The sequence below is a fragment of the Cronobacter turicensis genome (assembly GCF_041222865.1).
Taxonomy (GTDB): domain Bacteria; phylum Pseudomonadota; class Gammaproteobacteria; order Enterobacterales; family Enterobacteriaceae; genus Cronobacter; species Cronobacter turicensis.
The window spans coordinates 266,187-280,463 of record NZ_CP165997.1; the positions used below are offsets into that span (position 1 = coordinate 266,187).

Annotated in this window: 12 protein-coding genes; 9 read left to right on the forward strand and 3 right to left on the reverse strand. The window is 57.6% G+C overall.

What is annotated here, in order from left to right; translation table 11 throughout:
• The first annotated feature begins 64 nt into the window (after nt 1-64).
• From AB8W27_RS01250 to gntU, 4 genes are all read left to right on the forward strand, one after another.
• Entirely contained in the window at nt 65-760 is a 696-nt protein-coding gene (locus AB8W27_RS01250) for a pirin family protein (RefSeq protein WP_007765044.1), read from the forward strand.
• Nucleotides 761-864: 104 nt separating this feature from the next.
• Nucleotides 865-1,860 (forward strand): gluconate operon transcriptional repressor GntR, encoded by a 996-nt coding sequence (gntR, locus tag AB8W27_RS01255; RefSeq protein WP_007765042.1) that lies wholly within the window; start codon nt 865-867, stop codon nt 1,858-1,860.
• Between the two features lie 141 nt (nt 1,861-2,001).
• The gene (gntK, locus tag AB8W27_RS01260) at nt 2,002-2,529 is read left to right on the forward strand and encodes a gluconokinase (RefSeq protein WP_015742784.1); all 528 of its coding nucleotides are present in this window, start codon (nt 2,002-2,004) and stop codon (nt 2,527-2,529) included.
• 3 nt (nt 2,530-2,532) lie between these two features.
• Complete coding sequence (gntU, locus tag AB8W27_RS01265; RefSeq protein ID WP_041924011.1) at nt 2,533-3,873, forward strand: gluconate transporter; 1,341 nt, start codon at nt 2,533-2,535, stop codon at nt 3,871-3,873.
• Between the two features lie 83 nt (nt 3,874-3,956).
• Here the strand turns inward: gntU and AB8W27_RS01270 are convergent, their stop codons facing one another.
• The 3 genes from AB8W27_RS01270 to AB8W27_RS01280 all read right to left on the reverse strand — a co-directional run bounded on the left by AB8W27_RS01270 (nt 3,957) and on the right by AB8W27_RS01280 (nt 5,736).
• Nucleotides 3,957-4,250, reverse strand: coding sequence for a hypothetical protein (locus AB8W27_RS01270; protein ID WP_015742782.1), 294 nt, complete (start codon nt 4,248-4,250; stop codon nt 3,957-3,959).
• Between the two features lies 1 nt (nt 4,251).
• A complete protein-coding gene (locus AB8W27_RS01275) occupies nt 4,252-4,866 on the reverse strand; it encodes a hypothetical protein (protein WP_345955820.1) in 615 nt (204 codons plus the stop codon).
• Nucleotides 4,867-5,142: 276 nt separating this feature from the next.
• Complete coding sequence (locus AB8W27_RS01280) at nt 5,143-5,736, reverse strand: YhgN family NAAT transporter (RefSeq protein WP_007765032.1); 594 nt, start codon at nt 5,734-5,736, stop codon at nt 5,143-5,145.
• A gap of 168 nt (nt 5,737-5,904) precedes the next feature.
• Here AB8W27_RS01280 and asd point away from each other — a divergent pair, with 168 nt between their 5' ends.
• The 5 genes from asd (at nt 5,905) to glgA (ending at nt 14,271) form a co-directional block, all read left to right on the forward strand.
• A complete protein-coding gene (gene asd, locus AB8W27_RS01285; protein WP_015742779.1) occupies nt 5,905-7,011 on the forward strand; it encodes an aspartate-semialdehyde dehydrogenase in 1,107 nt (368 codons plus the stop codon).
• A 266-nt stretch (nt 7,012-7,277) separates the two neighbouring features.
• The gene (glgB, locus tag AB8W27_RS01290) at nt 7,278-9,473 is read left to right on the forward strand and encodes a 1,4-alpha-glucan branching enzyme (protein WP_015742778.1); all 2,196 of its coding nucleotides are present in this window, start codon (nt 7,278-7,280) and stop codon (nt 9,471-9,473) included.
• Nucleotides 9,463-11,442 (forward strand): glycogen debranching protein GlgX, encoded by a 1,980-nt coding sequence (glgX, locus tag AB8W27_RS01295; protein WP_041924010.1) that lies wholly within the window; start codon nt 9,463-9,465, stop codon nt 11,440-11,442. The genes glgB and glgX overlap by 11 nt, the downstream gene beginning before the upstream one ends.
• Nucleotides 11,443-11,455: 13 nt before the next feature.
• Complete coding sequence (gene glgC / locus AB8W27_RS01300; protein WP_041924009.1) at nt 11,456-12,739, forward strand: glucose-1-phosphate adenylyltransferase; 1,284 nt, start codon at nt 11,456-11,458, stop codon at nt 12,737-12,739.
• A 98-nt stretch (nt 12,740-12,837) separates the two neighbouring features.
• Nucleotides 12,838-14,271: a glycogen synthase GlgA gene (gene glgA, locus AB8W27_RS01305; protein ID WP_007765022.1), complete on the forward strand. Its 1,434-nt coding sequence runs from the start codon at nt 12,838-12,840 to the stop codon at nt 14,269-14,271.
• Nucleotides 14,272-14,277: the final 6 nt, after the last annotated feature.

Genomic DNA, 14,277 nt, shown 5'->3' on the forward strand with positions numbered 1-14,277 from the left:
CCCTCTATGATCGCGAACGTAACAGGTCCACACTTACCCCATCAAATCGCTAAGGGGGTACACGATGATCTATTTACGCAAAGCAAACGACCGCGGTCACGCGAATCACGGCTGGCTGGATTCCTGGCACACCTTCTCGTTCGCTAATTACTACGACCCGAATTTCATGGGCTTTTCCGCCCTGCGGGTGATTAACGACGACGTCATCGACGCAGGCCAGGGGTTCGGTACCCACCCGCATAAAGACATGGAAATCCTGACTTACGTGCTGGAAGGCGCGGTTGAGCATCAGGACAGCATGGGCAATAAAGAGCAGGTGCCTGCCGGTGAGTTCCAGATAATGAGCGCCGGGACCGGCGTGCGCCACTCCGAGTACAACCCGAGCGCCACCGAGCGTCTGCGTCTGTACCAGATCTGGATTATGCCGTCTGAAAATGGCATTGAGCCACGCTACGAGCAGCGCCGCTTCGACGCCGCCCAGGGCCGCCAACTGGTGCTGTCCCCGGATGCCCGCGACGGCTCGCTGAAAGTGCATCAGGATATGGAACTGTCGCGCTGGGCGCTGCTGAATGGCGAAGACGGGCAGTACGTGCCTGCCGATGGCCGCCGCGTCTGGATCCAGGTGGTGAAGGGCGAGGTGACCATCAACGGCACCCGCGCGACCACCAGCGATGGCCTGGCTATCTGGGACGAAGCCACCCTTGCCATCCACGCCGACAGCGACAGCGAAATCCTGCTGTTTGATCTGCCGCCGGTCTGATAAATCTTTAACCTCACTCGCAACCTTCCTCTAAACAGGGGAAGGTTGTTGCACGTCCGTGATAAACTGGTTATTACCCATGATCTTATCCCCCCTTCAGGACGATGAAAAAGAGAAGACCGGTACTCCAGGATGTGGCCGATCGCGTCGGCGTGACCAAAATGACCATCAGCCGCTACCTGCGCAACCCCGAGCAAGTCTCGCTGGCGCTGCGCAGCAAAATCGCGGCGGCGCTGGATGAGCTTGGCTACATTCCCAACCGCGCGCCGGATATTCTCTCCAACGCGACCAGCCGCGCCATCGGCGTGCTGCTGCCTTCCCTGACCAACCAGGTTTTCGCTGAAGTCTTACGCGGCATCGAAAGCGTCATCGACGCGCACGGCTACCAGACTATGCTGGCCCACTACGGGTATAAGCCGGAGCTGGAAGAGGAGCGCCTGGAGTCGATGCTCTCCTGGAATATCGACGGCCTGATTTTAACCGAACGCAACCACACGCCGCGCACGCTCAAAATGATTGAAGTGGCGGGCATTCCGGTGGTGGAGCTAATGGACAGCGTCTCGCCGTGTCTGGATATCGCCGTGGGGTTTGATAACTTCGACGCCGCCCGCCAGATGACGGCGGCCATCATCGCCCGCGGTCATCGGCACGTCGCGTATCTCGGCGCGCGCCTCGACGAGCGCACCATCATGAAACAGAAAGGCTACGAGCAGGCGATGCTCGACGCGGGCCTGACGCCCTACAGCGTGATGGTCGAACACTCTTCGTCTTTCTCGACCGGCAGCGAACTGCTGCGCCAGGCGCGTCGGGAGTATCCGCAGCTCGACAGTATCTTCTGCACCAATGACGATCTCGCGATCGGCGCCGCGTTTGAATGCCAGCGTCTGGGCCTGCGCATTCCTGACGATATGGCGATTGCCGGTTTTCACGGCCACGATATCGGCCAGGTGATGGAGCCGCAACTCGCCAGCGTGCTGACGCCGCGCGAACGTATGGGACGCATCGGCGCCGAGCGTCTGCTGGCGCGTATCCGCGGCGAAACGGTTACCCCGCAAATGCTCGATCTCGGTTTTACGCTCTCGCCTGGCGGTTCAATTTAATCCCACAAATTTGAACTGGCTCACACTTATTCATGCTGAGAGCCTGCGGAAATTGCTAATTTTCAGTGTGAGCCAGACAATGTTACCGTTAACAGTTACCCGTAACATTATCCGTAATGCCTTTGCCAGGGGAGTACTGCAATGAGCACGACCAATCATGATCACCATATTTATATCCTGATGGGCGTTTCCGGCAGCGGGAAATCCGTTGTCGCCAGCGAAGTCGCGCATCGTCTGAAAGCCGCGTTTCTTGATGGCGACTTTCTGCATCCGCGCCGCAACATCATGAAAATGGCGGCGGGCGATCCGCTGAACGATGACGACCGCACGCCGTGGTTGCAGGCGCTCAACGACGCCGCCTTCGCCATGCAGCGCACCAACAAAGTATCGCTCATCGTCTGCTCGGCGCTGAAAAAACGCTATCGCGATATCCTGCGCAGCGGCAACCCGAACCTCTCTTTCATCTGGCTGAAAGGCGATTTTGAAGTGATCGAGAACCGCCTGCGCGCGCGTAAAGGGCACTTCTTCAAGCCGCAAATGCTGGTCACCCAGTTCGAGGCGCTGGAAGCCCCGCAGGAAGATGAAAAAGATGTGCTGTTTGTGGATATTAACCAGTCGCTCGACGACGTTATCGACAGCACCATCGCGCTTATCAACAAAGGCGAGTAAGTCGTGAATACATTAACCCTCGTGTTAACGGCAGTAGGGTCCGTTTTACTTCTGTTGTTCCTGGTGATGAAGGCGCGTATGCACGCCTTTGTCGCGCTGATGGTGGTATCTATTGGCGCCGGGCTTTTCTCCGGCATGCCGCTCGATAAAATCGCGTCCACTATGGAAAAGGGCATGGGCGGCACGCTCGGCTTTCTGGCGGTGGTCGTGGCGCTGGGCGCGATGTTCGGCAAAATCCTGCATGAGACCGGCGCGGTCGATCAGATTGCGGTCAAGATGCTGAAATCCTTCGGCCACAGCCGCGCGCATTACGCGATTGGCCTTGCGGGCCTGATTTGCGCGCTGCCGCTGTTTTTCGAAGTGGCGATTGTGCTGCTGATTAGCGTCGCGTTTTCGATGGCGCGCCACACCGGCACGAATCTCGTGAAGCTTGTGATCCCGCTGTTTGCGGGCGTCGCGGCCGCCGCGGCGTTTCTGCTGCCGGGGCCTGCGCCGATGCTGCTCGCCTCCCAGATGCACGCCGATTTTGGCTGGATGATTTTAATCGGCCTGTGCGCCGCTATCCCTGGCATGCTGGTGGCGGGGCCGCTTTTCGGTAACTTCATCAGCCGCCATGTCGAACTGTACACGCCTGACGATATCAGCGAACCGCACCTCGGCGAAGGCAAACTGCCGTCCTTCGGTTTCAGCCTCTCGCTCATTCTGCTGCCGCTGGTGCTGGTGGGCCTGAAAACCATCGCGGCGCGTTTCACCGCGCAAGGCTCGACGCTCTACGAATGGCTGCAGTTTATCGGTCATCCGTTTACCGCGATTCTGGTCGCCTGCCTGGTGGCGATTTACGGCCTCGCGCGGCGTCAGGGGATGGAAAAAGAGAAAGTCATGGCGATTTGCGGCCAGGCGCTGCAACCGGCGGGCATTATTCTGCTGGTGATTGGCGCAGGCGGCGTGTTCAAACAAGTGCTGGTGGATTCCGGCGTCGGACCGGCGCTCGGCGGCGCGCTGACCGGCATGGGCTTGCCGATTGCCTTGACCTGCTTTGTGCTGGCCGCCGCGGTGCGCATTATTCAGGGCTCCGCGACCGTCGCCTGCCTGACTGCGGTTGGGCTGGTGATGCCGGTTATCGATCAGCTGCATTTCTCCGGCGCGCAGCTTGCCGCGCTGTCGATCTGCATCGCGGGCGGCTCGATTGTGGTGAGCCACGTCAACGACGCCGGTTTCTGGTTGTTTGGTAAATTCACCGGCGCTACCGAAGCGCAAACCCTCAAAACCTGGACGATGATGGAAACGCTGCTTGGCACCACCGGCGCGATTGTCGGGATGATTGCGTTTACGCTGCTTTCTTAATTTACTGCTGATGCAAAAAACCGCCGGATCGACCCGGCGGTTTTTTTATTGCAGATATCTCTGCCTGCCATGCGTGAATATCTTTATCGCAAAACGTAAATCACAATAGCTAAAGCGGCACAAAAGACAGACAGCGTTTTCCACGTTTTGCTTTTTTCAAAAAAGGAAGCAATGACCTGCGTTAACAGTGCAACAACGAACGCCAGAAAGGACACCACGCCGCGGTCACCAGAACCGTTATCAACCGGGAGCATGTCAGGTGAGAGCGACGGATCCATTTCGCTCATCCATGAGTATTTGTCCACGGTGACGATCAATAACGTGGCGATGCCTGATATATAAAGTACGAGCAATAAAATCCTGTAAAAATATTTCATACTAATCCCATATCAGCCAGTGAAAACGCTGCCAGTTTTTTAGAATAAAATCGCCGTATCTTGTGTTTCTTTTTATCTCATCCAGTGTAGGCACGACGCCTCTATTATACCGTGTACCTACAATTCTTATATCTTCCTTTTTTAAGGTTTGCGTAAATTTATCATAATCAGCTAACTGCCGAAGGTGCCTGGCAACCAGGCTGATATTATAGGCATCTTTTTCAAGGCAGTTTGACAACTGGCGCCACTGTGTCGTGCTCATGGTTGAAGGGTCTATGCCCATTGTTTTCGCCGCAGTACGCAGTTGTATGCTTACGAATCCAACTGAAGTTTTCTCCGGTGGACTGGTGATGGTTAGATATCTGTCAAAAATGTCAGGCCCACTCCAGTCAAAGGTTCTTACTTCGAAGGCCACTCTATCTATAAAATTAGGATCTCCGCCTACTTCAATCCAACATACGCCAGCCAGGAACTCCGCAAGCAAATGATACTGCGTTGCAGACATTCTTATAAGTAGTTTATTATGAATAACCCATGAATCTTTAAATTTCTGTATGTATCTTATGCCACCACCAAATTTTCTTGGTAATAACTTCCATTTAAAAATGTCTGTCACTCCCCATGAAGGTGATTTGGAAATTGAGGCACATGCAGCAAGGTTTCATTCATCCATTTAATAATCCCTTTTAATGAATATAGTTTTACCGATGCCTATTGCAGTTGCTATAAACCGGTACGTGAAAAATAACAAACAACATGCTTTTAAAAAGAGGCGTAGTTCAGGTTTTGGGTGCTATTAATAGAGGGTTAGTCGAGATTAATACTCGGTAGATGGTCGTCTGGCGTAAGCTGTTAAACGTCAAAAAGGGCTTCCCGTCGGAAGCCCTTTTTCCTATCCCTTCATCCACGCCCGAATCCCGTCCAGGAACATCTGGGTGGCGAGCATCACCAGCACCAGCCCCATCAGGCGCTCCAGCGCGTTGACGCCTTTCTCGCCGAGCAGCCGTAAAAAGAGCGAAGACTGCAACAGGATAACAAACGTGCCGCCCCAGGCGAGCAGCAGCGCGATGACCAGATGCCCCATCTGGTTCGGATACTGGTGCGACAGCAGCATCAGGGTCGCAAGCAGCGTGGGGCCTGCGACCAGCGGAATCGCCAGCGGCACGATAAACGGCTCCTCACCCGCAGGCAGACCGGTACTGTTGCCTTCCTGGCTTGGGAAAATCATCTTGATGGCGATAAGGAACAGAATAATGCCGCCGGAAATAGAGACGGTCTCGGCGCGCAGATTCAGGAACGCCAGGATGTTCTCGCCCGCAAACAGGAAGATAAGCATCAGCAGCAGCGCGATAAACAGCTCGCGCACCATAATCGCCCGACGGCGTTTCGGCTCGGTATGCTTGAGCACCGACATGAAAATCGGCAGGTTGCCCAGCGGATCCATAATCAGGATCAGCAGGACGGCGGCGGAGAGAATGTCATTCATGAAAGAGTCCTGATAACGGTAAACGTGACGCCTGATTAGCTCTGTTTCTGATGTTCAGGCGATCATTGATTAATTTCACTTGCCACTTTAGCTGCATTTTGTATGGTGAAAGTATCTCCGGGGCTCTCCCGTCACGCACACAAAGCACATCTCGCAGGAACACGGGTTATGAAAAATGTTGGTTTTATCGGCTGGCGCGGTATGGTCGGCTCTGTACTCATGCAACGCATGGTGGAAGAGCGCGATTTTGACGCCATTCGTCCTGTCTTTTTCTCTACTTCCCAGCTCGGCCAGCCGGCGCCCGCCTTTGGCGCGCAGGGCGGCGGCACGCTTCAGGACGCTTACAATCTTGAAGCGCTGAAGGCGCTGGACATCATCGTGACCTGCCAGGGCGGCGATTATACCAACGAAATCTATCCAAAGCTTCGTGAAAGCGGCTGGCAGGGCTACTGGATTGATGCGGCCTCTTCGCTGCGCATGAAAGACGACGCCATTATCATCCTCGACCCGGTGAACCAGCATGTGATCGCCGATGGGCTGAATAAAGGCGTGAAAACCTTTGTCGGCGGCAACTGCACCGTCAGCCTGATGCTGATGTCGCTGGGCGGTCTGTTCGCGGAAAACCTGGTGGAGTGGGCGTCTGTGGCGACCTATCAGGCGGCCTCCGGCGGCGGCGCGCGCCATATGCGCGAACTGCTGACCCAGATGGGCCTGCTGCAACAGCACGTCGCGGCGGAACTCGCCGAGCCGGCCTCCGCTATCCTGGATATCGAACGCAAAGTCACGGCGCTTACCCGCAGCGGCGACTTGCCGGTCGATAATTTCGGCGTACCGCTGGCGGGCGGGCTTATCCCGTGGATCGACAAGCAGCTCGATAACGGCCAGAGCCGTGAAGAGTGGAAAGGCCAGGCGGAGACCAACAAAATTCTCGGCACCGCGTCCACCATTCCGGTAGACGGTCTGTGCGTGCGTATCGGCGCGCTGCGCTGTCACAGCCAGGCGTTTACGCTCAAGCTGAAAAAAGATGTGTCGCTTGCGACTATCGAATCGCTGCTGGCGGGCCATAACGACTGGGTAAAAGTGGTGCCGAACGACCGCGACATCACCGTGCGTGAATTAACGCCGGCGGCGGTCACCGGCACGCTGAGCACGCCGGTTGGGCGACTGCGTAAGCTCAACATGGGGCCGGAATATCTCTCGGCGTTTACCGTCGGCGATCAGCTCCTGTGGGGGGCCGCCGAACCGCTGCGGCGTATGTTGCGTCAACTGGCGTAAACAAATTTATAGAAAGAGCGCTTCGGCGCTCTTTTTTAATGTTCATCAATAAAGAAAAGACGATTGTTTCATATTTTCTGAGGGGTAACAGAATCCCCTGGCTATGCTTAGCATAAGGCGGGCTCTACTCGTCATACTTCCAGGTGGAACGGCACAGCCGCAGGAATGCATCAGGCTCTGCCCGTTCAGGTCATTAAGAGTGTCGCTACCGGACGCGAAGGCGTAAGGCTGGAATGGGGCGACACCAAATAAACAGGATGATAACCATGTCTGATCGTGTCTCAAGAGACGTGATTAATGCGCTGATTGCGGGCCATTTTTCGGATCCTTTCTCCGTTCTGGGCATGCACACTACCGACGCCGGGATCGAAGTCCGCGCGCTGCTTCCCGATGCCACAGAAGTCTGGGTCGTTGAACCTAAGACCGGGCGTAAAGTGGGTAAGCTTGAGTGTCTGGATTCTCGCGGTTTCTTCAGCGGCCTGGTGCCGCGTCGTAAAAACCCTTTTCGCTATCAACTGGCCGTGATCTGGCACGGACAGCAAAACCTGATTGATGACCCCTATCGCTTCGGGCCGCTGCTTCAGGAGCTGGATGTCTGGCTGCTTTCTGAAGGCACCCATCTGCGGCCTTATGAAACGCTCGGCGCGCATCCCGATACGATGGATGGCGTCACCGGCACGCGCTTTTCCGTCTGGGCGCCTAATGCGCAGCGCGTCTCCGTGGTGGGGCAGTTTAACTACTGGGACGGCCGCCGCCACCCGATGCGCCTGCGTAAAGAAAGCGGCATCTGGGAGCTGTTTATCCCCGGCGCGCACAACGGCCAGCTCTACAAATATGAAATGATCGACGCGCACGGCCATCTGCGCATGAAATCCGACCCGTACGCGTTCGAGGCGCAGATGCGCCCGGAAACCGCGTCGCTTATCTGTGGTCTGCCGGAAAAAGTGGAGCCGAATACGGCGCGCCAGGAGGCTAACCGCTTCGATGCGCCGATTTCCATTTACGAAGTGCATCTTGGTTCATGGCGTCGCCATACCGACAATAATTTCTGGCTCAGCTACCGTGAACTGGCCGATCAGCTGATCCCGTATGTGAAGTGGATGGGCTTTACCCATATCGAACTGCTGCCGATAAACGAACATCCGTTCGATGGCAGCTGGGGCTACCAGCCGACGGGGCTGTATGCGCCGACGCGCCGTTTCGGCACGCGCGAAGAGTTCCGCTATTTCATCAACGCCGCGCACGCCGCCGGCCTTAACGTCATTCTCGACTGGGTGCCGGGCCACTTCCCGTCCGATGATTTCGCGCTGGCGAATTTCGACGGCACCGCGCTGTACGAACATGGCGACCCGCGCGAAGGTTATCACCAGGACTGGAATACCCTTATCTACAACTACGGCCGCCGCGAAGTGAGCAACTTCCTGGTGGGCAACGCGCTGTACTGGACGGAGCGTTTCGGCATTGACGCGCTGCGCGTGGACGCCGTCGCCTCGATGATTTATCGCGATTACAGCCGTAAAGAAGGCGAGTGGATCCCTAACCAGTACGGCGGGCGCGAAAACCTGGAGGCGATGGAGTTTCTGCGCAATACCAACCGCATTATTGGCGAGCAGGTGAACGGCGCGGTGACGATGGCGGAAGAGTCCACCGATTTCCCGGGCGTCTCCCGTCCGCCGGAAACCGGCGGTCTCGGCTTCTGGTACAAGTGGAACCTGGGCTGGATGCACGACACGCTCGACTACATGAAGCTTGACCCGGTCTTCCGTCAGTACCATCACCACAAAATGACCTTCGGGATGATTTACAACTACACCGAAAACTTCGTCCTGCCGCTGTCGCACGATGAAGTGGTGCATGGCAAAAAATCGATCCTCGACCGTATGCCGGGCGACGCCTGGCAGAAATTCGCCAATCTGCGCGCTTACTACGCCTGGATGTGGGGCTTCCCGGGTAAAAAACTGCTGTTCATGGGCAACGAGTTTGCGCAGGGACGGGAGTGGAACCACGACGCCAGCCTCGACTGGCACCTGCTGGAAGGCGACGACAACTGGCATCACGGCGTGCAAAGACTGGTGCGGGATCTCAATTCCACGTATCGCCAGCATAAAGCGCTGCATGAACTTGATTTCGATCCTTACGGCTTCGAATGGTTAGTGGTAGAGGATACTCAGAACTCCGTATTTATCTTCGTGCGCCGCGATTCGCAGGGCAACGAAATCATCGTCGCAAGCAACTTCACGCCGGTGGTGCGCCACGACTATCGCTTCGGTATTAACCAGCCGGGCGAATGGCGCGAAATCCTGAATACCGATTCGCAGCACTATCATGGCAGTAACGCCGGGAATGGCGGCAAGGTGCGCAGTGAGGCGATTGCCAGCCACGGGCGCGATAACTCGCTCTCCCTGACGCTGCCGCCGCTTGCCACTATCTGGCTGGTTCGAGAGGCAGACGATGCAGCTTAACGCAGGCCATTCCGCTCCGCCTGGCGCCTGGTTTGACGGCGCTGGCGTAAATTTCACGCTGTTTTCCGCCCATGCGGAAAAGGTGGAGCTGTGCCTGTTTGATGAAAGCGGCAACGAAACGCGTTACGCGCTGCCCGCCCGCAGCGGCGATATCTGGCACGGTTATTTGCCAGAGGCTCGCCCTGGCCTGCGTTATGGTTATCGGGTACATGGCCCGTGGAGCCCGGCGCAGGGCCATCGCTTTAACCCGGCGAAACTGTTGCTTGACCCGTGCGCCCGCGGCGTGGACGGCGAGGTTATCGACGATCCGCGTCTGTATGGCGGTATCGAGACGCCAGACCCGCGCGATAACCACGAGATCATGCCGAAATCGGTGGTGATGGATGACCGCTACGACTGGGAAGACGACGCGCCGCCCGCGACCGCCTGGGGCGAGACGGTGATTTACGAGGCGCATGTGCGCGGCTTAACGCGCCTGCATCCGGATATCCCGCCTGCGCTGCGCGGCACCTACGCGGCGCTCGGCCACCCGACGATGATTGCCTATTTCCGCCAGCTCGGCATTACGGCGCTGGAGTTACAACCTGTTGCGAAATTCTGTAGCGAGCCGCGTTTACAACGTCTCGGCCTCGCTAATTACTGGGGTTATAACCCGCTGGCGTTGTGGGCCGTCGAGACGCGTTACGCCTCGCAGACCGCGCCGCAGGCCGCGCTTAATGAATTTCGCGATGCCGTCAAAGCGCTGCATAAAGCCGGTATCGAGGTGATCCTCGACGTGGTGCTTAACCACAGCGCTGAACTGGATCTCGACGGACCGACCTTCTCCCTGCGCGGAATTGATAACCGTAGCTATTATTGGATACAGGACGATGGCGATTATCACAACTGGACGGGCTGCGGCAACACGCTGAACCTGAGTCATCCGGCGGTGGTGGAGTACGCCCTCGGCTGCCTGAAGTTCTGGGTCGAGCAGTGTCACGTAGATGGTTTCCGGTTTGATCTGGCGACGGTCATGGGCCGCACGCCGGAATTTCGCCAGGACGCGCCGCTCTTTGAAGCGATGCGCCGCGACCCGACGCTATCAGGGGTGAAGCTTATCGTCGAGCCATGGGATATCGGCCCCGGCGGCTATCAGGTGGGCAACTACCCACCGCCGTTCGCCGAGTGGAACGATCGCTTTCGCGACGATATGCGCCGCTTCTGGCTGCGCCGCGAACAGGATGTGGGCGAATTCGCCACGCGCTTTGCCGCGTCGGCGGATGTCTACCGCCAGGGCGCACGCGAGCCGTGGGCGAGCGTCAATCTGGTGACGGCGCATGACGGTTTTACGCTGCGCGATTGCGTGTCGTTTAACGACAAACATAACGAAGCGAACGGCGAGGATAACCGCGACGGCGCGTGGGAAAACCATAGCAATAATCACGGTTACGAAGGCCTGGGCGGCGGGCTGAGCGTTCAGGATGCGCGGCGTGCGAGCACGCATGCGCTGCTGGCGTCGCTGTTGCTGTCGCAGGGCACGCCGATGCTGCTGGCGGGTGATGAACATGGCCACAGCCAGCATGGCAATAACAATGCGTATTGCCAGGATAACGAACTGACCTGGTTTGACTGGTCGCAGGCCGATGAGGGGCTTATCGCGTATACCGCGGCTCTGATTCGCCTGCGCAAGCAAATCCCGGCGCTTACCGCCTCGCGGTGGTGGGAAGAGAACGACGGCAACGTCCGCTGGCTGAACGCCGCAGGCGCGCCGATGCGACCTGAGGAGTGGCACAGCGGCGCACGCCAGCTGCAAATCCTCTTGTCCGATCGCTGGCTTGTTACCCTTAACGGCCGCGATGAAGTAAGCGAGATCGTATTACCTGAAGGGGAATGGCGCGCCGTTCCTCCGTTTGCCGGAGAGGATAATCCGGTTGTCATGGCTGTATGGCATGGGCCTGCGCACGGTGTGTGCGTCTTCCGGAAGTCATAAACAGGAGTTCGTCATGGTCAGGCTTGAAAAGAAAGATCCGTTGATGCTTGCAAGGCAGTTGCCATTGAAATCCGTGGCGCTAATCCTGGCGGGTGGTCGCGGCACGCGGTTGAAAGACTTGACCGCGACCCGCGCCAAACCCGCCGTTCATTTCGGCGGCAAGTTCCGCATTATCGACTTCGCGCTCTCGAACTGCCTGAACTCCGGCATTCGTCGCATCGGGGTTATCACGCAGTACCAGTCTCACACGCTGGTGCAGCACATCCAGCGCGGCTGGTCGTTCTTTAGCGAAGAGATGAACGAGTTTGTCGATCTCCTGCCCGCGCAGCAACGCGTGCATGGCGAAACCTGGTATCGCGGCACCGCCGACGCCGTGACACAGAACCTCGACATCATTCGTCGCTATAAAGCGGAGTATGTGGTGATCCTTGCGGGCGACCACATCTACAAGCAGGACTACTCGCGCATGCTTATCGACCATGTCGAGAAAGGCGCGCGCTGTACCGTGGCCTGTCTGCCGGTGCCGGTGGCTGAGGCGCGCGCGTTCGGGGTAATGGCGGTTGATGAAAACAGCAAAGTCATCGACTTCGTCGAAAAACCGGCGAACCCGCCTTCTATGCCTGGCGACGAGACCAGAGCGCTCGCCAGTATGGGCATCTATATTTTTAATGCTGACTATCTTTACGAGTTGCTGGAAGAGGATGACAAAAATGAATCCTCCAGCCATGACTTCGGGAAAGACATTATCCCGAAAGTCACGTACAGCGGCGAAGCCTACGCGCATCCGTTCCCGCTCTCGTGCGTGCAGTCCGATCCTAACGCCGAGCCGTACTGGCGCGACGTCGGGACGCTGGAGGCATACTGGAAGGCGAATCTGGATCTGGCTTCGGTGACCCCGGAACTGGATATGTACGACCAGGACTGGCCTATCCGTACGCATATGGAGTCGCTGCCGCCCGCCAAGTTCGTGCAGGACCGCTCCGGCAGCCACGGCATGACGCTGAACTCGCTGGTGTCCGGCGGCTGCATTATTTCCGGATCGGTGGTGGTGCAGTCGGTGCTGTTCCCGCGCGTGCGTGTGAACTCGTTCTGCAATATTGATTCTGCGGTGCTGCTGCCTGATGTCTGGGTTGGCCGCTCCTGCCGCCTGCGTCGCTGCATCATCGACCGGGCCTGTGTTATCCCTGAAGGAATGGTGATTGGCGAAAACGCCGAAGAGGATGCTCGCCGTTTCTACCGCTCCGAAGAGGGAATTGTTTTGGTGACCCGCGACATGCTGGCGCGTTTGCCAGACTGAGTCGCACAAGGATTACGTGCGCACGGACGAGAATTTCCGCGCGCGATTGTTTCGCGTTCGGCGCGCCTGTTGCGCTGTGACTTTCAACGGGAGAGATAATGCAGGTCTTACATGTATGTTCTGAACTTTTTCCGCTGCTGAAAACGGGTGGTCTGGCGGATGTCCTTGGCGCGTTGCCTGCTGCGCAGATTGCCGAAGGTGTGGATACGCGCGTATTGCTGCCGGGCTTCCCCGATCTCCGTCGCGGCGTCGCGGATGCCAAAGTGATTACGCGCCGCGATACCTTCGCCGGGCCTATCTCTTTGTTATTCGGGCATTTTAACGGTGTCGGCATCTATCTTATCGATGCGCCGCATCTCTATGACCGTCCGGGCAGCCCTTATCACGACACTAACCTGTACGCGTACAGCGACAACGTTATCCGCTTCGCCCTGCTGGGCTGGGTGGGCAGCGAAATGGCCGCAGGCCTCGATCCGTTCTGGCGCCCTGACATCGTTCACGCGCATGACTGGCATGCGGGCCTGACGCCTGCGTATCTGGCGGCGCGCGGTCGTCCGGCCAAATCCGTGTTTACCGTGCATAACCTCGCCTACAAAGGCATGTTTTACGCGCATCACATGGATGACATCGGATTGCCATGGTCGATGTTTAACATGAATGGCCTGGAGTTCAACGGCGAGATTTCGTTCCTCAAGGCGGGCCTCTACTATGCCGATCATATTACGGCGGTGAGCCCGACCTACGCGCGCGAAATTACCGAGCCGCAGTTCTCTTACGGTCTTGAAGGGTTGCTGAAACAGCGTCACAGCGAAGGGCGGCTGTCGGGCATTCTGAACGGCGTGGATGAAAACATCTGGAACCCGGCGCACGATCTGCTGCTGGCCTCGCGCTACACCCGCGATACGCTGGAAGAGAAGGCTGAGAACAAGCGCCAGCTCCAGATTGCGATGGGCCTGAAGGTGAATGACAAAGCGCCGCTGTTCGCGGTGGTCAGCCGCCTCACCAGCCAGAAAGGGCTGGACCTGGTGCTGGAGGCCTTGCCGGGACTGCTGGAGCAGGGCGGGCAGCTGGCGCTGCTGGGCGCAGGCGATCCGGTGCTTCAGGAAGGCTTCCTCGCGGCTGCGGCTGAACACCCGGGCCAGGTCGGCGTGCAGATTGGCTATCATGAAGCTTTCTCGCACCGCATTATGGGCGGCGCGGATGTGATTCTGGTGCCGAGCCGCTTTGAACCGTGCGGGTTGACGCAGCTTTATGGTCTGAAATACGGCACGCTGCCGCTGGTGCGCCGCACTGGCGGGCTTGCGGATACGGTGTCCGACAGCTCGCTGGAAAACCTGGCGGACGGCATCGCCAGCGGTTTTGTCTTTGAAGACAGCAATGCCTGGTCGCTGTTGCGGGCTATCCGACGCGCTTTCGTATTGTGGTCCCGTCCGTCTCTCTGGCGTTTTGTGCAGCGCCAGGCCATGGGGATGGACTTTAGCTGGCAGGTCGCGGCGAAGTCGTACCGCGAACTTTATCAACGCTTGTTGTAAAGGAAC

Coding starts and splice junctions, on each gene's coding strand:
- AB8W27_RS01250 (WP_007765044.1), top strand. CDS start 65: ATGATCTATTTACGCAAAGCAAACGACCGCGGTCACGCGAATCACGGC.
- gntR (WP_007765042.1), top strand. CDS start 865: ATGAAAAAGAGAAGACCGGTACTCCAGGATGTGGCCGATCGCGTCGGC.
- gntK (WP_015742784.1), top strand. CDS start 2,002: ATGAGCACGACCAATCATGATCACCATATTTATATCCTGATGGGCGTT.
- AB8W27_RS01270 (WP_015742782.1), bottom strand. CDS start 4,250: ATGAAATATTTTTACAGGATTTTATTGCTCGTACTTTATATATCAGGC.
- AB8W27_RS01280 (WP_007765032.1), bottom strand. CDS start 5,736: ATGAATGACATTCTCTCCGCCGCCGTCCTGCTGATCCTGATTATGGAT.
- asd (WP_015742779.1), top strand. CDS start 5,905: ATGAAAAATGTTGGTTTTATCGGCTGGCGCGGTATGGTCGGCTCTGTA.
- glgB (WP_015742778.1), top strand. CDS start 7,278: ATGTCTGATCGTGTCTCAAGAGACGTGATTAATGCGCTGATTGCGGGC.
- glgX (WP_041924010.1), top strand. CDS start 9,463: ATGCAGCTTAACGCAGGCCATTCCGCTCCGCCTGGCGCCTGGTTTGAC.
- glgC (WP_041924009.1), top strand. CDS start 11,456: ATGGTCAGGCTTGAAAAGAAAGATCCGTTGATGCTTGCAAGGCAGTTG.
- glgA (WP_007765022.1), top strand. CDS start 12,838: ATGCAGGTCTTACATGTATGTTCTGAACTTTTTCCGCTGCTGAAAACG.